At 69.2% G+C, this 21,371-nt stretch carries 19 protein-coding genes; 12 read left to right on the top strand and 7 right to left on the bottom strand.

Annotation, left to right across the window (positions count from 1 at the left end; genetic code table 11):
* Positions 1 to 26: 26 nt before the first annotated feature.
* Complete coding sequence (locus tag ACFOWZ_RS22220) at positions 27 to 1,361, bottom strand: DUF349 domain-containing protein (protein WP_382375417.1); 1,335 nt, start codon at positions 1,359 to 1,361, stop codon at positions 27 to 29.
* Positions 1,362 to 2,014: 653 nt separating this feature from the next.
* Between ACFOWZ_RS22220 and ACFOWZ_RS22215 the strand changes: the two genes are divergently transcribed.
* The 3 genes from ACFOWZ_RS22215 to dapF are packed head-to-tail and all read left to right on the top strand — an operon-like array spanning position 2,015 to position 3,899.
* A complete protein-coding gene (locus ACFOWZ_RS22215) occupies positions 2,015 to 2,212 on the top strand; it encodes a hypothetical protein (protein WP_382375415.1) in 198 nt (65 codons plus the stop codon).
* Complete coding sequence (gene miaA / locus ACFOWZ_RS22210) at positions 2,209 to 3,117, top strand: tRNA (adenosine(37)-N6)-dimethylallyltransferase MiaA (RefSeq protein ID WP_382375413.1); 909 nt, start codon at positions 2,209 to 2,211, stop codon at positions 3,115 to 3,117. Before ACFOWZ_RS22215 ends, miaA begins: the two co-directional genes overlap by 4 nt.
* Entirely contained in the window at positions 3,105 to 3,899 is a 795-nt protein-coding gene (dapF, locus tag ACFOWZ_RS22205; RefSeq protein WP_382375411.1) for a diaminopimelate epimerase, read from the top strand. Before miaA ends, dapF begins: the two co-directional genes overlap by 13 nt.
* A gap of 24 nt (positions 3,900 to 3,923) precedes the next feature.
* Here the strand turns inward: dapF and ACFOWZ_RS22200 are convergent, their stop codons facing one another.
* On the bottom strand, positions 3,924 to 4,835 hold the full coding sequence (locus ACFOWZ_RS22200) for an SMP-30/gluconolactonase/LRE family protein (protein WP_382375409.1): 912 nt from the start codon (positions 4,833 to 4,835) through the stop codon (positions 3,924 to 3,926).
* On the bottom strand, positions 4,828 to 6,069 hold the full coding sequence (locus ACFOWZ_RS22195; protein WP_382375407.1) for an MFS transporter: 1,242 nt from the start codon (positions 6,067 to 6,069) through the stop codon (positions 4,828 to 4,830). The genes ACFOWZ_RS22200 and ACFOWZ_RS22195 overlap by 8 nt, the downstream gene beginning before the upstream one ends.
* Positions 6,070 to 6,123: 54 nt before the next feature.
* On the opposite strand from ACFOWZ_RS22195, the gene ACFOWZ_RS22190 reads away from it, so the two are divergent.
* From ACFOWZ_RS22190 to ACFOWZ_RS22180, 3 genes are read left to right on the top strand one after another with little or no spacing between them, the layout of a single operon-like run.
* Positions 6,124 to 6,624 (top strand): ArsR/SmtB family transcription factor, encoded by a 501-nt coding sequence (locus ACFOWZ_RS22190; RefSeq protein WP_382375405.1) that lies wholly within the window; start codon positions 6,124 to 6,126, stop codon positions 6,622 to 6,624.
* Positions 6,625 to 6,649: 25 nt separating this feature from the next.
* Complete coding sequence (hflX, locus tag ACFOWZ_RS22185; protein ID WP_382375403.1) at positions 6,650 to 8,098, top strand: GTPase HflX; 1,449 nt, start codon at positions 6,650 to 6,652, stop codon at positions 8,096 to 8,098.
* Positions 8,095 to 9,054 carry a hypothetical protein gene (locus ACFOWZ_RS22180; protein WP_382375401.1) on the top strand — a complete coding sequence of 320 codons (960 nt, stop codon included), beginning with the start codon at positions 8,095 to 8,097 and terminating at the stop codon, positions 9,052 to 9,054. Before hflX ends, ACFOWZ_RS22180 begins: the two co-directional genes overlap by 4 nt.
* Here the strand turns inward: ACFOWZ_RS22180 and ACFOWZ_RS22175 are convergent.
* Complete coding sequence (locus tag ACFOWZ_RS22175) at positions 9,051 to 10,175, bottom strand: cytochrome P450 (protein WP_382375399.1); 1,125 nt, start codon at positions 10,173 to 10,175, stop codon at positions 9,051 to 9,053. The genes ACFOWZ_RS22180 and ACFOWZ_RS22175 overlap by 4 nt on opposite strands.
* 109 nt (positions 10,176 to 10,284) lie before the next feature.
* On the opposite strand from ACFOWZ_RS22175, the gene ACFOWZ_RS22170 reads away from it, so the two are divergent.
* Positions 10,285 to 11,043, top strand: a complete 759-nt coding sequence (locus ACFOWZ_RS22170; protein WP_382375397.1) for a GbsR/MarR family transcriptional regulator — start codon at positions 10,285 to 10,287, stop codon at positions 11,041 to 11,043.
* On the opposite strand, the gene lexA is transcribed toward ACFOWZ_RS22170, so the two are convergent.
* A complete protein-coding gene (gene lexA / locus ACFOWZ_RS22165; protein WP_030464922.1) occupies positions 11,018 to 11,695 on the bottom strand; it encodes a transcriptional repressor LexA in 678 nt (225 codons plus the stop codon). The two genes, ACFOWZ_RS22170 and lexA, sit on opposite strands and share 26 nt — an antisense overlap.
* A gap of 234 nt (positions 11,696 to 11,929) precedes the next feature.
* On the opposite strand from lexA, the gene ACFOWZ_RS22160 reads away from it, so the two are divergent.
* From ACFOWZ_RS22160 to ACFOWZ_RS22150, 3 genes are all read left to right on the top strand, one after another.
* On the top strand, positions 11,930 to 12,211 hold the full coding sequence (locus ACFOWZ_RS22160) for a hypothetical protein (RefSeq protein ID WP_382375395.1): 282 nt from the start codon (positions 11,930 to 11,932) through the stop codon (positions 12,209 to 12,211).
* Positions 12,212 to 12,336: 125 nt separating this feature from the next.
* Complete coding sequence (locus ACFOWZ_RS22155; protein ID WP_382375393.1) at positions 12,337 to 13,701, top strand: S1 family peptidase; 1,365 nt, start codon at positions 12,337 to 12,339, stop codon at positions 13,699 to 13,701.
* Positions 13,702 to 13,723: 22 nt separating this feature from the next.
* Positions 13,724 to 14,137: a hypothetical protein gene (locus ACFOWZ_RS22150; RefSeq protein WP_382375391.1), complete on the top strand. Its 414-nt coding sequence runs from the start codon at positions 13,724 to 13,726 to the stop codon at positions 14,135 to 14,137.
* Positions 14,138 to 14,170: 33 nt separating this feature from the next.
* On the opposite strand, the gene ACFOWZ_RS22145 is transcribed toward ACFOWZ_RS22150, so the two are convergent.
* Together ACFOWZ_RS22145 and ACFOWZ_RS22140 are read right to left on the bottom strand one after the other, a co-directional pair.
* On the bottom strand, positions 14,171 to 17,227 hold the full coding sequence (locus tag ACFOWZ_RS22145) for an AfsR/SARP family transcriptional regulator (protein ID WP_382375389.1): 3,057 nt from the start codon (positions 17,225 to 17,227) through the stop codon (positions 14,171 to 14,173).
* The gene (locus tag ACFOWZ_RS22140; RefSeq protein ID WP_382375387.1) at positions 17,200 to 17,634 is read right to left on the bottom strand and encodes a hypothetical protein; all 435 of its coding nucleotides are present in this window, start codon (positions 17,632 to 17,634) and stop codon (positions 17,200 to 17,202) included. Before ACFOWZ_RS22140 ends, ACFOWZ_RS22145 begins: the two co-directional genes overlap by 28 nt.
* 293 nt (positions 17,635 to 17,927) lie before the next feature.
* Between ACFOWZ_RS22140 and nrdR the strand changes: the two genes are divergently transcribed.
* Entirely contained in the window at positions 17,928 to 18,398 is a 471-nt protein-coding gene (gene nrdR / locus ACFOWZ_RS22135; protein ID WP_086666468.1) for a transcriptional regulator NrdR, read from the top strand.
* Between the two features lie 64 nt (positions 18,399 to 18,462).
* Entirely contained in the window at positions 18,463 to 21,288 is a 2,826-nt protein-coding gene (locus tag ACFOWZ_RS22130; protein WP_382375385.1) for a vitamin B12-dependent ribonucleotide reductase, read from the top strand.
* Positions 21,289 to 21,371 lie beyond the last annotated feature (83 nt).

Here is a 21,371-nt window from a genome sequence, read left to right as displayed (position 1 = left end):
AGGGAGGAGCCCTTCAATCGTCCGAACTAGCGGGTGGCCAGCGCCTGCTCAGCGGCGGCGAGCCACTCGCGCCACTGCGCGGCCTGAGCCTCGGCCTGCTCGGTGCGACGCTTGTCGCCCGCGGCACGGGCCTTCGCGGCCTGCGCCTCGAACTGCTCCACGCGCTCGCGGAACTGCGCCACGCGGGCCTCGGCCTCGGGGTCGGAACGACGCCACTGGGCGTCCACCGCACCGCGGACCCGCTCCTCGATCGTGCGGAGCTTGCCCTCGAGCTCGCGGATGCGCTCGCGCGGCACCTTGCCGATCGCGTCCCAGCGCTCCTGGATCTTGTAGAGGTGCTGGCGCGCCGCCTCGAGATCGGCCGACGGGTCGATCGTCTCGGCCTCGGCGAGCAGCTCCTCCTTCAGCTTCGCGTTCGCCGAGAACTCGGCGTCCCGCTCGCTGAACGCCTCGGAGCGCTTCTGGAAGAACGCGTCCTGCGCGGCGCGGAACCGCTGCCACAGCGCGTCGTCGGCCTCCTTGGGCGCACGCCCGGCGGCCTTCCACTCGACCATGAGCTCCTTGTAGCGACCGGCCGTGGGGCCCCAGTCGTCGGAGTCGATCAGCTTCTCGGCCTCTTCGACGAGCGCCTGCTTGGACGCCTTCGCCACCGAACGCTGGCGGTCGAGGTCCGCGAAGTGCGAGCCGCGGCGGCGGTTGAACGCGTCACGGGCCTTCGAGAACCGGCGCCACAGCTGCTCGTCGGTCTTGCGGTCGACGCCCCGGATGGTCTTCCACTCGTCGAGGATCTGACGCAGCCGGTCGCCGGCGACCTTCCACTGGGTCGACTCGTTCGCGATCGACTCGGCCTCGTCGACCAGCGCCTGCTTGCGCGCCACGGACTGGGCGCGGGCGGCCTCCTTGGCCTCCTTCGCCTTCTCCATGCCGGCCTCGGCCCGCTCCAGCACGTGCTCGACGCGGGCGGCCAGCGCCTTGAGGTCACCGACGACGGCGGCCTCGGCGAGCTGCTCCTTGACGTGCTTCGCGCTGGTGAGGGCGTGCTTCGGGTCGCCGGCGCCGGACGCGAGCCGCGTCACCAGCAGCTCGACCTCGGTGCGCAGGTCGTCGAACCGGCGCGCGAAGTGCGCGAGGCCCTCGACCGGCTCGCCGGCCTGCCACGACCCGACGGCGCGCTCGCCGTCCTCGGTCTTCACGTACACGGTGCCGTCGGCGTCAACGCGCCCCCAGCGGTCAGGGTGGTCCGACGCCACGGGGACGGCCGGAGGCGTCGCCTGCACGGTCTCCTTCGGCGTTTCCTCGACTCCACCCTCAGCTGGGACGGTCTCCGTCACGGCCTCCGGTGTGCTGTCCTGCTCCGACATCGCCGGTTCCTCCCATCTGACGCCCGTGCCTGCCACGGGCGCCCCGCCGTTGGCGGGGCCGATGCAATACGGGCGCTGGAGGGTCTCCCGTCCCCAGTTCCCCGCGCGCATTCAAACAGGTCAGAGCTCGACTCGGTACTGGGAGTCCACGATAGGTAGCCTCGTTCGTCGTGATCACCCGTGCCGCGGTGGTGCCGCACCCACCCCTTCTGGTGCCAGAACTGGTCGCGGGAGCCGCCGCCGAAACCGAGCCCGTGCGGGCCGCAACCCTTGCCGCAGCAGGAAAACTGCCCGGTCCGTGGGTTGCGGTCGCGGTGGACGACAGCGGTCCGGCGACCTTCGTGCCACCGCTTTCGGGAACTTTCCTCGGTTATGGAGTCGATGTGCCCGTGTCACTCGGCGGTGACTCGGTCCCGGACCCCCGCATTCCGTTGCCTGTGCTAATCACCGCCTGGCTGCGGGAACACTGCGCAGTCGAGGTGTCACGCGTCGAACTCGTCCCGCGCGACCTGTCCCCTTCCGACTGTGTCTCGTTTGGACAACGACTCGCTTCGGAAGACTGCGGCCTGTTGGTTCTCGGTGACGGATCCACACGACACGGCCTGCGTTCGCCAGGTTCCCACGACGAGCGTTCGGGACCTTTCGACTCGCACGTGCACGACCTGCTGGCCGCCGCCGATGTGGACGGCCTGCTCGACCTCGACCCCGAACTCGCCAGCGAGCTGGGCGCGCAGGGCCGTGCCGCGTGGCAGGTCCTCGCCGGCGTGCCCGGACCGTGGCGCAGTCTGGGAGCCGAGTTCTTCGCACCGTTCGGCGTGGGCTACCACGTCGCCGTCTGGGAGCGCCCGTGATAGTTCCAATCGCAGTTGTCGGACCCACCGCGACCGGAAAGTCGGATCTGGCCGTCGCGCTCGCCGAACGGTTCGGGGGAGAGGTCGTCAACGCCGACGCCATGCAGCTCTACCGCGGCATGGACATCGGCACGGCGAAGATGACGGTGGAGGAACGCCGCGGCGTGCCACACCACCTCCTCGACGTCCTCGACGTGACCGAGACCGCGTCCGTCGCCGCCTACCAGCGGGAGACGCGGGCTGTCGTCGAACGCCTGCTCGCCGCGGGTCGTCCGCCGATCCTCGTCGGCGGGTCCGGGCTCTACGTGCAGGCCGTGCTCGACGACCTGAAGTTTCCCGGTACCGACGACGCGGTGCGCGAGCGTTTCGAGGCGGAGCTCGCTTCCGTTGGCCCGGAGGCGTTGCACCGGCGCCTGCAGGAGCTCGACCCGGCCGCGGCGATCGCGATCCTGCCGTCCAACGGCCGCCGCATCGTGCGCGCGCTCGAGGTCATCGAGCTGACCGGGGAACCGTTCTCCGCGAATCTGCCCAAGCCCGGTCCCGCACGCTACGGCACCGTCCAGATCGGTGTGGACCGCGAGGTGTCCGAACTGGACGCGCGCGTCGACCTGCGGGTGGACGTCATGTTCGCCTCGGGTCTGGAGGACGAGGTGCGCGCCCTGGTCCGGGCCGGTCTGCGCGATGGGAAGACCGCGTCGCGCGCGCTGGGGTACCAGCAGGTGTTGTCCGCAATGGACGGAGCGTGCACGATCGACTTCGCCGCGGAGGAGACCAAACGCGCCACCCGCCGGTTCGTGCGCCGGCAGCGGTCGTGGTTCCGACGTGACCAGCGCATCACCTGGTTGGACGGTGCGCGGCCGGATCTCGTCGAAGCCGCCGGTAACCTTGTCCCGTGGAGTTCGTGAAGGGGCACGGCACGGAGAACGACTTCGTCGTCCTGCCCGACCTCGATGACCAGCTGGACCTGACGGTGGCGCGCGTGCAGGCGCTGTGCGACCGGCAGCGCGGCCTGGGCGCCGACGGCGTGCTGCGCGTCGTGCGTGCTGACGGCAAGTGGTTCATGGACTACCGCAACGCCGACGGCTCCATCGCCGAGATGTGCGGCAACGGCCTGCGCGTCTTCGCCCGCTACCTCGTCGACGCGGGCCACCAGCCGCAGGGCTCGTTCGTCGTCGCCACGCGCGCGGGGGACAAGACGGTCACCACGCACCCGGACGGCTCCGTCACGAACGACATGGGCCCAGCACGGCTCACCGGCACGTCCATCGCGGCGGTCGACGGCCAGGGCATCGGAGGCTTCGCGGTCGACGTCGGCAACCCGCACCTCGCGTGCGTCACCGAGGTCCCGGTCGAGAGCTTCGATCTCACCGTGCCGCCCGGCTTCGATCCCGTGATGTTCCCGCACGGCGTGAACGTTGAGCTGATCAACACCATCGGCGACAACGCGCTGCGCATGCGCGTCTACGAACGCGGCGTGGGCGAGACCCGCTCGTGCGGCACCGGCACCGTCGCGTCCGTCGCGTCCTGGCTCGCCGGCCAGGGCAAGACCACCGGTTCGGCCACCGTCGACGTGCTCGGCGGCCAGGTGTTCGTGACGATCGAGCCGACGACGTCGACGCTCACCGGACCCGCCGTGCTCGTCGCGCGCGGCGAGCTCGACAAGTCCTGGTGGGACGCCCTGCAGTAACCCGCTCAGCTGATATATCGGATATCAGCTGAGCTCGTACACCTCGATCTTCCCGAGCCGCTCGGGCTTGACCACGTTCGGATGCGAGTCCGGCGCTGTCAGGCAGACGAGGTGGTCGTCGACGACGGCGACGGCGAAACACGTCTGCGTCGTCTCCACCCGATGCGTGATCTTGCCGCCTTCGGTCACCCGGAACGCCGCCGCCTGCAACGCGGGCGCCACCCACACGCCGTCGCCGCCTGCGCTCGACGTGCCTTTGCTGGACGTGTCTGCCGCGATCCCGTCCGGCGCGATCCCGAACTCCTTCACGTCGGCCCACACCCTGCGGTTTTGCAACGATCCGTTTCGGTCGACCGAAAACGAAGTGAGTTGGAATGCAATGGTCTCGGCGACGACCAAGATGTTGCCGCTCTCGGACTCGCCGGAGGGATCGGGCAGCAGGGCCATGCCGTTCGGGAACTTGAGGTCGTCGGCGACGGCACTCGTGGAGCCGTCGGGCTGGACGAGTGCGAGCGTGGCGCCCTGCGGTTCGAAGTCGGGTTCGAGCAGTCGCGGGATGCCGACCTCGTCGATCAGGCCGTGCAGGTCGAAGCCGAAGTTGCCGACGTACGCGCGGCCCTCGGCGTCGACGAGCATGTCGTTTGCGTGGAAGGTCGCGATATCCGATATATCGGCGTGAACGACCAGGTCACCACCCTCGAGGCGGCGCACCGTGCGGTCGAGCATCGACACGACGAGCAGGCGTCCGTCGGGCAGCCAGCCGAGGCCGGAGGGCTGGCCGTCGAAGGCGACGACGACCTCGTCGGCACCCGTCGTGAGGTCGAGGGCGTGCACCTCGCCCGCGTAGAAGTCGGAGTAGTAGAGGCGACCGTCGGGGCCGCGCCGCGGTCCCTCGCCGAAGTGGAGACCTTCGCGAACGACCTTCGTGTCAGCCATGGGCCTCGACGCTAACGTCGACCGGCAGGTCACGCATCGTCCGCAACGGTGAGAGCAGGACCCACACCGCCCCGAGCACCGAGCCGAGGAGCGCGACCCACAGCGTCGGCACGATCCCGATCCACGAACCGAGCCCGCCGCCCAGCAACGCGCCCAGCGGCATCGTGCCCCACACCACCCAGCGGATCGAGGCGTTCATCCGGCCCAGCAGGTGGTCGGGGCAGATCGTCTGCCGGTAGCTCACCTGGCCGATGTTGTAGACGACGACCCCGAACATGCTCACCGCCTGCCCGACCATCGGGAGCACCAGGCCCAAGCCGTCCGAGGTGAACGGAAGCGCCAGGCAGAAAGGCCAGGTCACCAGCGGAATGAGCCAGATCATCCTGGCCTGCCCGACCATCAGCCCGATCTTGTACGCGAGTGCCGCGCCGAGCACACCGCCGATGCCGCCCGCGCTGAGCACCAGACCCGCCGTTCCCTCGCTCAGGCCCACCGTCCTGAGCAGGAACAGCACCATCACGGCCTGCTGGATGCCGTGGAAGAAGTTCGACGTGCCGGTGCAGGCCACGATCTTGCGCAGCGTGTGGTTGCTGAAGACGAACCGCAGTCCCTCTGCGATCTCGCGCCGCAGGTGGGGCTCGGGGTGGCGTTCCGGCGCCGGCTCCACCGTCTTGATCCGCAGCAGGAAGTACGCCGAGCTCAGGTAGCCCAGGCCGGTGGCGAGAACGCCGTTGGCCGCGCCGAGGAACTGTGCCGCGTAGCCACCGATGGCAGGTCCCGACGCCTCCGCCACCTGCAGGCTGGCCTGCAGTTTCGAGTTGCCCTCGACGAGCTGGCCGCGTCCGACGAGTGACGGCAGGTACGACTGGTAGGCGACGTCGAAGAAGACGGTGCACACACCCACAGCGAGGCTCACGACGATCAGCTGCGGCAGGTCGAGCAGGCCGATCCACCACGCGACGGGCACGCTCACCATCAGCGCGGCCCTGGCGACGTCCATCGCGATCATCAACGGCTTGCGCCGCATCCTGTCCACCCACACGCCCGCAGGCAGGCCGATCAACAGGAAGGCGATCATGCTCGCCGCGGCCAGCAGGCCCATCTCGAACGGTGTCGCGTTCAGCACACTCGCCGCGAGCAGCGGGATGACCGTCATCCCGACGTTCGCGCCGAACTGGCTGATCGTGTCGCCCATCCAGAGCCTGCGGAAGTCGGGGTGCCCCCAAAGCGCCATGCCGAGGAGTCTGCTCGAAGTGATTGGAAACTGTCAATCACTTAGACTGGACCCGTGCCACTCTCCCGCAAGCGCCGTCCCGCGACGAACGAGGAAGCCGCAGCTCTGAGCTCCGACCTGCGGCTGCGGATGATCCGCATGACGTTCGACCGCCCGCTCACCAACAAGGAGCTGGCGCAGCGGCTCGGCAAGGACCCGGCCACGACGCTGCACCACGTGCGCAAACTCGTCGCCGCCGGGTTCCTCGAGGCGATGCCTCCGCGCGCGGGCAACCGGGGTGCGAAAGAGATCCCCTATCGGTCGACAGGGCTGTCGTGGCAGCTCGACAACAGCGAAAATGCAGTCGCCGTCGGTGAGGCGATGCTGCACGCTTTCCTCGGCGAGGTTGCCGACATCGGGCTCGAGGACGTGGATCAGAGCCGCCTGGTCGTCACCGTCGACCCGGAGGAACTAAAGCAGCGGCTCGCGTCGTTGATGGATGAGCTGGCCGCGCAACCGGTCAGACCGGACGTTCCCCGTGTGGCGATCTACCTCGCGGTGTATCCGGGGGACTGAAGGTCCATGGGACGATGAAGGGCAAATGACGGAAAACATCCAGAGCACAGAGTTCGACACCGCGTGGGAAGAGGAAGACTTCTCGACGGGTGACTACGAACTCGCCGAACGCGCCGCATTGCGCCGTGTCGCGGGGTTGTCCACCGAGCTCGAGGACATCACCGAGGTCGAGTACCGGCAGCTTCGCCTGGAGCGGGTCGTGCTCGTCGGGGTGTGGACCGAGGGCACGGCCGCGGACTCCGACGCCTCGATGGCAGAACTCGCCCGCCTCGCCGAAACCGCAGGTTCCGAGGTGCTCGAAGGGGTCGTGCAGCGGCGCGACAAGCCGGACGCCGCGACGTACATCGGTTCCGGCAAGGTGGCCGAGCTGCGCGACGTGGTGCAGTCGACCGGCGCCGACACCGTGATCTGCGACGGCGAGCTCTCTCCCGGCCAGCTGCGTCAGCTGGAGGAGAAGCTCAAGGTCAAGGTCATCGACCGCACCGCGCTCATCCTGGACATCTTCGCGCAGCACGCGCGGTCCAAGGAGGGCAAGGCGCAGGTCGAGCTGGCCCAGCTGCAGTACCTGATGCCGCGCCTGCGCGGCTGGGGTGAGACGTTGTCGCGGCAGGCCGGTGGTCGTGCCGGCGGCGGCAACGGCGGTGTTGGTCTGCGCGGTCCCGGTGAGACGAAGATCGAGACCGACCGCCGCCGGATCCGCGCGCGCATCGCCAAGCTGCGCCGCGAGATCGCCGCGATCGGCGTCATCCGCGAGACCAAGCGGGGCCGCCGCACGGCGAACGAGATCCCGAGCGTCGCCATCGCGGGCTACACGAACGCGGGCAAGTCCTCGCTGCTCAACGCGCTGACGGGCGCCGGTGTCCTGGTGGAGGACGCGCTGTTCGCCACCCTCGACCCGACGACGCGCCGCGCGGTGACGCCGGAGGGCCTGCCGTACACGCTGACGGACACGGTCGGCTTCGTCCGGCACCTGCCGCACCAGCTGGTCGAGGCGTTCCGCTCGACGCTCGAGGAGGTCGGCCAGTCCGACCTGCTCGTGCACGTGGTCGACGGCTCCGACGGCATGCCGGAGAAGCAGGTCAGCGCCGTGCGCGAGGTCATCGCCGAGATCAACGAGGAGACCGGCACGCCGATGCCGCGCGAGCTGCTCGTCGTGAACAAGATCGACGCGGTGGGCGACCTGGGCCTGGCCCGGCTGCGGCACCTGTTCCCGGACGCGTCGTTCGTGTCGGCGCACTCGGGCCTCGGCATCGAGGAGCTGCGGGTCCGCATCGCCGAGCTGATGCCACGTCCCGAGGTCGTGGTCGAGGCACTCGTGCCGTACGCGCGCGGCGAGGTCGTCGCCCGCGTGCACCGCGACGGCGAGGTGCTGTCCGAGAAGCACACGGAGTCGGGCACGCTGCTCAGCGCCCGCGTGCGTCCGGACCTCGCGGGCGTGCTCGAGGAGTTCGCGACGAACGGAACGCCTGCTTGATCCCGCCTCCACCGGTGGACGTGTGCCCGGTAGCCATGCAGGAGCTCTCCGGGCTCACGTCCGACGGCAAGCAGCTCTTCGCCGTCAGTGACAGCGACAACGGCACGCTGCGCATCCAGGTCATGGGCCGCGACTGCGTCATCAATCGCACGATCACCGCACCCGTCGACCCCTTCGACGTCGAAGATCTCGCGATGACGCCGGACGGCACCCTCTGGGCGTCCGACACCGGCGACAACAACAAGTCCCGCTCCACGGTCGCCTTGCACAAGGTCTCGCCTTCGGGCGCCGTGGAGCGGTTCCGCGTCACCTACCCGGACGGCAAGCACGACGCCGAGGCCCTGCTCATCGACAAGGCCGGTATCCCGTACATCGTCACCAAGGAACCCATCGGTTCCGCACTGGTATATCGCCCGACGGCCCCGCTCCAAACTGATATATCGGTGCCGTTGGAGCAGGTCGCGCGCGTGACGTTGTCCACCACGGACACCCCGGGCGGCCCGCTCGAAGGCACCCTCGACTCGCGCCTGGTGACCGGCGCCGCCTCCACGGCGGACGGCTCCGTCATCGCCCTGCGCACCTACACGGACGCCTACCTCTTCCCGGTCCCGGACGGCGATCTCGCGAAGGCGTTGTCCGGTGATCCGGTCCGCGTCCCGTTGCCGAACGAATCCCAGGGCGAAGCCATCGCCTTCGACCCGGACGGCACCCTGCTCTCCGCCTCGGAAGGCGTCGGCACACCGATCCGCGCCGTCGCGGGCGCCGCGGCCCTGGCCCAGCCACCCGCGCCGACGACCACGACACCTCCACCGGTCGCGGACCAGCCACAGACATCGCCCCAGGAGTCCTCGGACCGGGCCTCGTCCTGGCAGAACTGGCCACTGGCGCTGACGCTGGGCGGCCTCGTCCTCGTCGCCGCCCTCGTCATCGGCCTCCGCCTCCGCCGCCGCGCCTAGTCCCAGGCGACGGGCATCCGTTCGAGCCCGCCGATCACCAGGCTCGCCCGCCGCGGCAACTCGTCCTCCGGCACGGCCAGACGCAGCTTCGGGAACCGCGTGAAGAGGCCGGGAAAGGCGATCTTCAGTTCGATCCGCGCCAGGTGCTGACCGATGCACTGGTGGACGCCGTGCCCGAACGCCAGGTGCCCGGCCGCACCACGAGCCAGGTCGAGGACGTCCGGATCCGCGTAGCGCGCCGGGTCGCGGTTCGCCGAGCCGAGCTCGACGAGCACGGTGTCGCCCTTGCGCACGACGACGCCGTCGACCTCGACGTCCTCCAACGCCGTGCGCACCGTCGCGGGCGTCAAACTGATATATCGCAGCAGCTCCTCGACGGCGGCGTCGGGATTCGCGAGCATCGCCTCCACCCGTGCCCGGTCGCGCAGCAGTTCGAGCGTGCCGAGGGACAGCATGTTCGTCGTCGTGTCGAGACCGCCCCCGAGCAACGCCATGCCCATGGCCGCCATCTCGTCGTCAGTCAGCGCATCGCCCGAACCGGTGACCTCGGAGTTGACGAGGTCGCTGAGCACGTCGTCGCTCGGCCGCGCCCGCTTCGCCGCGACCATCTCGAGCATGAACCGCTGAAGCCTCTCGAACGCCGCGAACATGGCCTCGGCCTCACCGGCCTCCGCGCCGCTTCCGCCCGTGAGAGTCATGGCGTCCTGCTGGAACTCGGCCCGCCGCTCGTACGGCACGCCCAGCAGCTCGCAGATCATCAGCCCCGGCACCGGTACCGCGAAGTGCTCCACCAGATCCGCCGGCGACCCCTGCGCCGCCAGCTCGTCCAGGTGCTCGGCCGTGATCACTTCGAGCCGCTCGGCGAGCAGCCGCATCCGTCGAACGGTGAACTGACCAGTCAGCCTGCTGCGGTAGCGAGTGTGGTCCGGAGGGTCGTGGTCGGTGAACGCGCCGGGCGGCGACGGCGGCGCGTCACCGGGGCTGCCCGGCCCGAACGGGTTGTGCATCAGATCCGGCCGGATGCTGAAGCCGTTGTTCGCGAGCACCGCCCGCACCGTCGCGTGGTCGTGCGCTCGCCAGCCGACGTGGCCGTCCGGGAACGTCATCGGGCTGAGTGGCATTGCCTCCCCTTGCAATGAGCTTGTTTCCCCTCCTTGCAAGCTAAAAACGTTTGCGGACGAAGTCAAAAGACTCATTGCAATGGCTTGAAGCGCAAGGCACGATGGGGTTGTGCCTGGTAAGCGGCTAGACGCGGAAGAACGGCAGCTCATCGCCCAGTGGCTGTGGGACGGGCTGGGCTACTCCGAAATCGGGAGGCGGTTGCAAAGGCCGGCCTCGACGGTGCAGCGGGAGGTGGCCCGCAACGGGGGCCACAACAACTACCGGCCGGGTGCGGCGCACCGGGCGGCGAGTGAGCGGGCCATGCGGCGGATGCCCGCGGTGGACGACCTCGACGTCGACGACGAGGCGTACTCGTTCGGGCGGAGTCCCGGCGAGGTGCAGGAGTTCCACCTGAGGCTCGTCGCGTCGTTCGTGCAGACCGGCATACCGAAGACGGCGGCGCGGATCCTGGCCGAGATCTTCATGGTCGACAAGGGCAGCCTGTCGGCGACCGAGCTGGTGCTGCGGTTGTCGGTGAGTCCGGGCACGGTGTCGCGGTCGACGAGCTACCTGCAGGACCTCGGGTTGTTGCGCGGCGAGCGGGACGGCAAGCGCATGCGCTACTTCCTGGACGACGACATCTGGTACCGGGCGTGGCTGAGCAGCGCCGAACGCAACTCCGTGTGGGCGCACACCGCGTTGGAGGGTGCCGAGATCTTCGGTCTCGACACCCCCGTCGGCGCACGCCTAAAGGACATGGGGCAGTTCTTCGCGTTCGTCGTGGTGGACATGGAGTCCACCAGGAAGAAGTGGCTCGACTTCTTCGAGAAGAAGAAGGCCGCGCGCGAGAAAGCCCGGAAAACTACGGGAGACGCCTCAGCACCGTGACGACCTTGCCGAGGATGGTGGCCTCGTCGCCGTTGATCGGCTGGTAGGCCGGGTTGTGCGGCATCAGCCACACGTGGCCGTCCTTGCGCTTGAACGTCTTCACGGTCGCCTCGCCGTCGATCATGGCGGCGACGATCTCGCCCTGGTCGGCGGTCGGCTGCTTGCGGATCACGACCCAGTCGCCGTCGGTGATCGCGGCGTCGATCATCGAGTCACCGACGACGCGCAGCAGGAACAGCTCGCCCTCGCCGACGATCTCGCGCGGCAGCGGGAACACGTCCTCGATCGACTCCTCCGCCAGGATCGGGCCACCGGCGGCGATCCGGCCGACCATCGGCACGTACGCGGGCGTCGGCTTGGACATCGGGTCGAGACCGGGGTCGATCTCGGCGGGCAGCATTCCCACCGCGCGCGGGCGGTTCGGGTCGCGGCGCAGGAAGCCCTTCCGCTCCAGCGCGCGCAGCTGGTACGCGACCGACGAGGTCGACGTCAGGCCCACGGCCTCGCCGATCTCGCGCACGCTCGGCGGGTAGCCGAAGCGGTCGACCCAGTCACGGATCACGTCGAGCACCTTGCGCTGGCGCAAAGTCAGGCCGGCGTTTCCCGCGATCTCGCTTACCTCTGTCTCCACAAGAGCGGGGTCCGGGTCGATCGTCTTGCCTGCCACGGTCGCTGTCCTCCTCGCCGCCCCCAGTTCGAATGGGATTCCGGCCTCCGTCGATCTTCGTGGTCGACGGTAGTCGTGTTTGCTGCACAGATCAAACACCTGTTCGAGGTATTTGTCGGCGTGTTGTGGCATTCGGCGGGTCGGTCTGGTAGAAATTCGCACGGACGTTCGATCGAACCCTTGTTCGATCATGGTGCTTGACCTGCGATGGAGGGCGTCATGGCGGTACTCGTCGAGAAGCGGTTGCCGGGTGTCGAGGGCAGTGACGTTGCTGCCGTCGCAGCGGGACGTCCACTCCGTTCGGGTCCCCGCGTCATGCCGCGGCGCCCGGCGACCAAACCGCGACCCGTCGCGATGCCGAGCTCGCGCGAGTCGAGCTCGTGCGAGGTCCGTCCCCAGCGTGAATCCGCGCTCGAACTCCTCGCCGTCGGTGTGCTCAGCGCCTTGACGATCATCGCTCTCGGAGTGCTCTACCTGCAGCAGGTCGGCGTCACCCCGTAAGACCGAAGCGAAACCGAAGCCTCACGGAAGCGGTCCTGTCCACCATTCGGTGCGACAGACGAGACCACCCGCGGAGGCACCATGGCGAGACAGATCCACCACCCCGGTGACCAGCTGACGTCTCGGTGAGACGCGCGATCATCGGCGTGGTTCTCGCGGCGAGTGCCACCAGTGCCGTTCCCGCGCACGCCGCGACCATCACCGGCGACCAGCCCGCGACGGGCACCGCGGTCGCCGTCATCACGCACGATCCCCGTGAGGACGAGGCGCCGCTGCCGGACTCCACGCGCGCCGCCCTCGACGTCGCGATGGATCGCGCACTGGCCGCTCCGGCCGAGTTCTCGGTGCCCTACGCCGAGTTCGACACCGTCGTCGCTCCAGTGAGGACGACGGCGTCCCAGCAGGTCGTCGACGCCGCGCGTGCGGCCATGACCGTCGCGGCGAGCCCTCTGGGGTTGGGCTCGGACGACGGCAGCATCCCCGACGACGGTGTCGCCGGGAAACCGGCCGCAGAAACGAACACAGAGGCCAACACCTTCTCCGCACAGCAAGCCGGGCCGACGCTGACGGTGCGTCCGCACGTGCCGAAGGTGCGGTACGGCCTCGCCGAGCTCGACCAGGTGCAGCAGGAGGTGCTGGAAACCTCCCTGCCCGGCGGCGACAAGCTGCGCACCGCGTACGTCGACGCGCCCAACAACCGTGTGCTCGTCAAGGCTTCAGCGGTCACGCAGGAACTGCGGGAAGCTCTGGCCGCGCGGTACGGGGCGGACCGGGTGGCGCTCTACCTGGTTCCCGGCATGCCCGAACCGGCGCTCAAGGACAACCGGCAGGACGACTCCAGCCCGTACTACGGCGGTGCCTACTTCGATTACTGCACAACGGCTTTCGGTTGGGTGCACGAAGGCAAGTCGTACATGTTGACCGCCGGCCATTGCACGTCGTTGAACAAGCCCGCGGGCAACAACAACGGCACGATGGGCACGGTCACCGCGGACAACTGGAACAACAACACCGGCTCCGTGAAGTGGAACGGCCAGAGTTATTACTCGGGTGACGTCTCCACGATCAAGATGTCGTCCGGCAAAGCGTCGAGCCACCGCGTCTACCGCGGCGGCCCGAACTCCGGCCAGTCCCGCGCGGTCACCGACAAGTGGCGCAACAGGTCCGGCAACGGCGACCGCTACTGCGTGAGCGGCCAGAAGACCGGCGAGATGTGCGGCTGGAAGGTCACCTCCACGCACGTCACCGTCCGCTTCGGCAGCAAGGTCCTGCGCAACGCCACCGAAGGGCACCGCGACGGCGCGTGCACCAGGGGCGGTGACTCCGGCGCGCCGATCTACACGATCCGCAGCGACGGCGGCATCGCGGCCAAGGGCGTGCTCAGCGGCGGCAGCACCAACACCAGCGGCAGCTGCTGGGACTACTTCACCGACACCTCGCTCGCGGAGAAGGCACTCGCCGGAGTGCTCCGCGTGCAGGCTCCACGATAGAAAACGAACAGGGGAAACCAGAATGAGAATGGGACAAATCGTCGCGGCCGCGGCGATCGCGGTGGGCACCGTGATGTCCATGGCGCCGGCCGCCAGTGCCGCGGCCTCCCGGGACGTCGACGTCTACAGCGACGACCCGGACCCCAAGGGCGGCATGGCCTGGTTCAAGGCCTACGGCGAGCACTTCGGGATCTGCGACCGCGACTACGACGACCTCGGCGTCCGCGGCCGCCTCACCTACACGCACAACGGCTTCCAGTACGAGTACAAGCTGTGGCACCACACGGGCCACCACCAGGACCCGCGGCTGAACTGCACCAAGTACCCGGACGACATCAACATCCCCGAGGGCACCAAGGTCTACCTGCAGGTGTGTCTGCAGAAGGAGAAGGGCGCGACGCTGAAGTACTGCGACACCGACACGGGCGTGGCCTGAGTTCCACGGTCGTGAGCGGGTGCGGACCCCCGCTCACGACCGCGCGGTGAGGCCTTCCAGGGCGCGCGTCGCGCGTGCGGCACCGGTGACGTGTCCGGTGTCGCGCCAGATGCGCAGGGCCTCCCGCACCGCGTGTCCGGCCTGCGCGCCTCCGCTGGAGGCGGACTCCGCGGCGGCGACGGCGAGCAGCGCCTCCGCTTCCAGGAGCCGCAACCCGCCCGCTCGTGCCACGTCGAGGGCAGCGGTCGCGTGCGACCGCGCCGCCACCGGATCGGTGGCGGCGAGGACGTGAGCGAGCACGGCGGACGCCTCCGCCTCCACTCCGCGCAGGCCGGACCGCGCCGCGATCTCCAACGCCCGCACCAGGTGTTGCTCCTCGGACGTGGCGCGGCCCAGTCCGATCAACGCCACCGCCTCGGCCTGCTGGTCGCCGTCCTGACGGGCGCACTCCAGCGCCTCGGCGGCGGTCCGGCGGGCGGTGTCGTGGTCGTCGCGGGCCAGGTGCACCGCGCTCAGTCCGCTGAGTGCGGTGGCTTCACCGAAGCGGGATCCTTGTTCGCGGAACGACTCCAGCGCGAGCAGGAGCGTGTGCTCGGCGTCCGCGACGTCACCGAGCGCCAGCAGCACCGAACCCAGGTCCGCGAGGTTGGCGGCCTCCCAGAAAGCGAGAGAGTTCTTGCGGCACAACCGAACCGACTCGTCGAGGCACTTCCTCGCCTCGGCCAGCTCACCGAGCTGCCGGTAGTGACAGCTCAATGAGTTCAGTGCGTGACTCTCCCCGGACGGGTTGTCCAGCTCCCGGAACAGCTCGATCGCGCGAAGACTGTGCTCGACCGCCTCGGCGAGCCTGCCCGTCCAGTCGAGCATCGACCCGAGGTTCGACACGGCCGTCGCCTCGCACTCGCGCCAGCCGCACGTGCGGCTCGCCCGCGCCGCCTCCTCGGTGTGCGCGACACCGTCGGTGTGCCGTCCTTCGCGGAAGGCCGCGCCGCCCATCGTCAGGCGCAGCAACGCTTCCGCGGCGTGTGCACCGTGCCGCCGGGCCGCAGGCAACAGCACCGACGCGAGCTCCAGCCACTCGGCACGCCTGCCGTGGTCGTGGAAGAACCGCCGCACCGCGTCGGCCAGGTACCAGACCTGCGGGCGAGGGCCGGTCACCGCGGCCCGGCGCAACGCGGCGACCAGGTTGGGCGCCTCGACGTCCAGCCACGCCACGGCTTCCGCGCTGTCCGCGAACCGCACGGGGCCTTCTGTCACACTCTCTGGCGGGTCGTCGTCGCGGGGGAGTGTCACGACCCGCTTGCCCAGCTTCGTCACGGCCGCGTCGGCGGACGCGAGGTAGCCGGCGAACAACCTCTCCCACGCGGGCGTGGTCTCCTCTGTTCCCGACCGTTCCTCGGCGTAGCGACGCACCAGGTCGTGGAACCGGTAACGGCCCGGCGCATGCGCCTCGACCAGGTTCGCGGCACTCAGACCGCGCAGCAACCGGGTCGCCACACCGGCGTTCGTGCCGAGCAGCGCGGCCGCGTCGTGCGGCGTGAAGTCCGGTCCCGGCACGACCCCGAGCAGCAGGAACAACCGCTGCTGGTCGGCGGGAAGTGCTTGGTACGACACGGAGAACGCCGTGGCTACCGCGCTCTGCTCCGCCCCGTCGAAGGCGAGCAACGGGTCCGCGCGCAACTCCGCGACCGTTGACCCGATGCTCGTGCACACGCCGGCGGCGGCGATCCGCAACGCCAGCGGATGGTGCCCGCACACCTCGGCCAGCTCGGCTGCGGCAGCGGGTTCGGCCGCCACGCGGTCCGCGCCGAGCGCCGCGACGAGCAGCGCGTGCGAGTCCCGCACCGGCAGCTGCGTCAGGGTGATCGTGCGGGCACCGGTGCGGGCGACCAGGTCACCCAGCCGGTGCCTGCTGGTCACCAGCACGCGGCCGGACGACGGCAGCAGCGGCAGCACCTGGGCGGCGTCACGCGCGTTGTCCAGCACCACCAACGCCTTGCGGTCCGCGAGCAGTGACCGGAAAAGTCCACTTTGGTCGTCCGATTCGGACGGTGTGGCGCCGAGTGCACGTAGCAGCTGCGCCAGCGCGGCGGTCGGGGTGAGCGGTTCGTCGTCGGCGTCGAACCCGCGCAGGTTCACGTACAGCTGCCCGTCGGGGTAGCGGTCGCGGGCCGCGTGCGCCCACCGCACGGCGAGCGCGGTCTTGCCGACACCGGCCGTGCCGGTGATCAGCCACACGCCGTCGTCGCCGTCCTCCAGCGCGGCCAGCTCGGCGGCGCGTCCCGCGAAACCCCGTGCGGCCAGGGGGAGTTCGGCGGGCCGCACCTCGGTGATCGCCGGGGTGGGAGCCTGGTCCTCGCCGCGCAGGACACGCAGCTGTGCGTCGCGCAACGCCTGTCCCGGTTCGATGCCGAGCTCGGACACCAGCAGGTCGTGTCCCCGGGAGTAGACCTCCAGCGCCTCGGCGGCACGTCCGCACCGGTGCAGCGCCAGCATCAGCGCGGCGCGCAACCGTTCGCGGTACGGGTGTTCGTCGACGAGCTTGCGCAGGCCACCCACCGCTTCCGCGTGGTGACCGGCGGCGATCTGGAGCTCGTGCAGCTCCTCGACGATCGCGAGCCGTCGTTCGACCAGCGCCGGGCGTTCCAGCTCGGCGAGTTCGTCGCTCACGCCGTCGAGCGGCGTGCCCGTCCACAACGCGAGTGCCTCGCGCAGCCGTGCGATGGCGGCCTCACCGGTCAGCGTCCTGGCGTGGGCGACGGCGGCGTCGACCAGGTCGAGGTCGCGGTCGCCGGGCTCGACCTCGATCGAGTAGCCGGACGCGCCGCGCGTGATCACGTCGGCGCCGATCAGCTTGCGCAGGTCGGACACGTGCACCTGCAGCCGCCCGCGGGCGCTGCGGGGCGCCTGCTCACCCCACGTCAGGTCGATCAGCCGGTCCTCCGGCACGACCTGGCCGGGGCTGAGCAGCAGCGCCGCCAGCACCGACGCCTGCTTCGGACCGGCCGGGCGCACTGGCCCGGCCGGTCCGAGGACCGTGACCGGCCCGAGCAGCAGATACCTCAGCGCAGGTCCGCCCTGGCAGTGCACTTCTCACCGCTGCGGTCGGCGAACTTCACCTCGACCCAGGCACGCCCCGTGCGCGGCACCACCGAACGGTTGGTGGGCACCTCGGCGACCTCGTTCGATCTCAAGCCGGTCCTCGACTTGGTGAGCAGCGTGGTCTGCGACGTGCCCACGCGGTGGTGCACCTGGACGTGCATCGAACCGGTGTCGGCGATGTACGGACCCGCCGCACCCCTGCCCTTCCTCAGCTGGTACTCCGTGCCGATGTCGTAGGTCAGCGTGAACTTGCCGCTGAAGCTTCCTTCGACGCACCTCGCGGTCACCGACCCGGTGGCGGCGTGTGCCGCCGGTGCCAGCAGGCCGCTCGCGGCCACCAGCAGGGCCAGCACGCCGGCCCTCTTCACCCCAGACCCCAAGACGATCTCCCTCATCTCGTTGCGCCACCCGAGTGACGTGTCACAGGAATATCACGCGGCCGGGGGTCGCTGAGGTTGCTCGTTGGTCACGCCGCGATGTCGGTGGGTAGTAGCCGCAGTTCATCCCGGATTCCTCCATCCGAGTGTCGCCCGACACGCCGTGTCGAGTTGCAACCTCTTGCGTTGCGATCTAGGTTCTACCCCTACATCTAGTGGTTACACCGTTGTAAGTAGTCCACAGGTTGTGGGTAACTCCAACCTCGTGCGGCTGCTGCGACGGGTGCTGCGCCGGGGAGGGGTGAACAGACGTGCGGTGTCCGTTTTGCCGTCATTCGGACTCACGGGTGGTCGATTCCCGTGAGGTCGACGAGGGTCAGGTGATCCGTCGTCGTCGCTCCTGCAACAGCTGCAGCCGCAGGTTCACCACGGTCGAAGAAGCGGTTCTCGCCGTGGTCAAGCGCTCCGGGGTGACGGAGCCCTTCAGCCGCGACAAGGTGGTCGTCGGCGTGCGCAGGGCGTGCCAGGGCCGCCCGGTCGACGAGGACGCGTTCCAGCAGCTCGCCCAGCGAGTGGAAGAGTCGATCCGGTCGACGGGATGCGCGGAAATCGCCAGTCACGAGGTAGGCCTCGCCATCCTCGGCCCGTTGAGGGAGCTCGACGAAGTTGCGTACCTCCGCTTCGCGAGCGTGTACAGGTCCTTCTCGTCCGTCGAGGACTTCGAGAAGGAAATTCTTGATCTTCGCACTGCTCGCGCCGAGGACGTTCCGGCCGAGCAGTGATCCGCGCGCTCCACAGCGCGTGCGTACACCATCTTTCTAAGCACCAGTACGAGGGAGATCCACCGTGACCGAGACGGTCGGCGGTTCAGCCAAGAAGACTGCCGCACGGGCGGCTGCCAAGCCTGCCGCGCTGAAGGTCCAGCGCGTCTACACCACCGAAGGCCGCCACCCCTACGACGAGGTCACCTGGGAGCGCCGCGACGTCGTCATGACGAACTGGCGCGACGGCTCGGTGAACTTCGAGCAGCGCGGTGTCGAGTTCCCCGAGTTCTGGTCGGTGAACGCCACCAACATCGTCACCAGCAAGTACTTCCGCGGTGCCGTCGGCAGCGACAAGCGCGAGCAGTCGCTGCGCCAGCTGATCGACCGCGTCGTGAAGACGTACGTGGGCGCGGGCAAGGAGCACGGCTACTTCGGCTCCGAGCAGGACGCGGAGATCTTCGAGCACGAGCTCACCTACATGCTTCTGCACCAGGTGTTCAGCTTCAACTCACCGGTGTGGTTCAACGTCGGCACCAGCTCTCCGCAGCAGGTCAGCGCGTGCTTCATCCTCGCGGTCGACGACACCATGGAGTCGATCCTGAACTGGTACCGCGAGGAGGGCCTGATCTTCAAGGGCGGCTCCGGTGCCGGCCTGAACCTCTCGCGCATCCGCTCGTCGAAGGAGCTGCTGTCCTCCGGCGGCACCGCGTCCGGCCCGGTGTCGTTCATGCGCGGCGCCGACGCGTCCGCGGGCACCATCAAGTCCGGTGGCGCCACCCGCCGCGCGGCCAAGATGGTCGTCCTCGACGTCGACCACCCGGACGTCGTCGAGTTCATCGAGACCAAGGCACGCGAAGAGGACAAGATCCGTGCCCTGCGCGACGCCGGGTTCGACATGGACCTCGGTGGCGCGGACATCGTGTCGGTGCAGTACCAGAACGCGAACAACTCGATCCGCGTGTCGGACGAGTTCATGCACGCCTACGAGGGCGGCGGCGACTTCGGCCTGCGCGCGCGCCAGACCGGTGAGGTCATCGAGCGCGTCGACGCCAAGGAGCTGTTCGGCAAGCTCGCCAAGGCCGCGTGGGAGTGCGCCGACCCCGGCATCCAGTACGACGACACGATCAACGACTGGCACACCTGCCCCGAGTCCGGCCGCATCACCGCGTCCAACCCGTGCTCGGAGTACATGCACCTCGACAACTCGAGCTGCAACCTCGCGTCGCTGAACCTGATGAAGTTCCTCGGTGACGACGGCCGCTTCGACGCCGTCACGTTCGCCAAGGCCGTCGAGCTGATCATCACCGCGATGGACATCTCGATCTGCTTCGCGGACTTCCCGACCGAGCCGATCGCGGACACCACCCGCAAGTTCCGCCAGCTCGGCATCGGCTACGCCAACCTCGGCGCGCTGCTCATGGCGACCGGCCACGCGTACGACTCCGAGGGCGGCCGCGCACTCGCCGCGACCATCACCTCGCTGATGACCGGTGTCTCGTACCGCCGTTCCGCGGAGCTCGCGGGCATCGTCGGCGCGTACGACGGTTACAAGCGCAACGCCACGGCGCACCAGCGCGTCATGCGCAAGCACGCCGCCGCCAACGACCTCATCCGCACGTACCACGCGAACGACGCGGCGGTGCACAAGGTCTCGACCGAGGCGTGGCAGCAGGCCCTGGAGATCGGCGCGAAGAACGGCTGGCGCAACGCCCAGGCGTCCGTGCTGGCCCCCACCGGCACCATCGGCCTGATGATGGACTGCGACACCACCGGTATCGAGCCGGACCTGGCCCTGGTCAAGTTCAAGAAGCTCGTCGGCGGCGGCTCGATGCAGATCGTCAACCAGACGGTGCCGCGCGCGCTGAAGGCGTTGGGCTACCAGGAAGAGCAGATCGAGGCGATCGTCGAGTTCATCGGCGAGCACGGCCACGTCGTCGACGCGCCGGGCCTGCGCCGCGAGCACTACGAGGTCTTCGACTGCGCGATGGGCGAGCGTTCCATCGCGCCCATGGGTCACGTGCGGATGATGGCGGCCACGCAGCCGTTCCTGTCCGGCGCGATCTCCAAGACGGTCAACATGCCGGAGACGGCGACCGTCGAGGACGTCGAGGAGATCTACTACCAGGGCTGGAAGCTCGGCCTGAAGGCGCTCGCGATCTACCGCGACAACTGCAAGGTCGGCCAGCCGCTGTCGGCGGGCAAGTCCGCGAAGGCCGAGGAGAAGAAGACCGCGGAGACGGTCGTCGAGTACCGCCCGGTCCGCAAGCGCCTGCCGAAGAAGCGCCCGTCGCAGACCGTGTCGTTCACGGTCGGTGGCGCGGAGGGCTACCTGCACGCCGGTTCCTACCCGGACAACGGCCTCGGCGAGATCTTCGTCAAGCTGGGCAAGCAGGGCTCGACGCTGGCCGGCGTGATGGACGCGTTCTCGATGTCCATCTCCGTGGGTCTGCAGTACGGCATCCCGCTCGAGTTCTACGTCTCGAAGTTCCAGAACCTGCGCTTCGAGCCGGCGGGCATGACCGACGACCCGGACGTGCGCATCGCGACGTCGGTGCTGGACTACCTGTTCCGTCGTCTGGCGCTCGACTACCTGCCGTACGACAAGCGCGCGCAGCTCGGCATCTTCACCGCCGACGAGCGTTCCGCGCAGGTGGCGGGCGAGTACGGCGCGCCTTCGTCCGATGTGGACCTGGAGGGCCTGCGCGGCTCGGTCGAGGCCGCCCCGGCGGTGGAGGCCGCGGTCGAGACCGCTGCTCCGAAGCAGGTCGGCAGCTCGACCGAGCTGCTCGAGCTGCACCTGGGCAAGGCCGCTGACGCGCCGCTGTGCATGACCTGCGGCACGAAGATGCGTCCGGCCGGCTCGTGCTACCTGTGCGAGGGCTGCGGCAGCACGTCCGGCTGCAGCTGAGCTGAAGTGATGTGACGGATGGGCGGCTCCGCACGGGGCCGCCCATCCGGCGTTATACCGGCAGCGCCACAACTGATAGAACA

Source organism: Lentzea rhizosphaerae (genome assembly GCF_042649515.1).
Lineage (GTDB): Bacteria > Actinomycetota > Actinomycetes > Mycobacteriales > Pseudonocardiaceae > Lentzea > Lentzea aerocolonigenes.
Note: the sequence above shows the minus strand (reverse complement) of the source record. Positions and strands in the feature narration are given on the sequence as shown.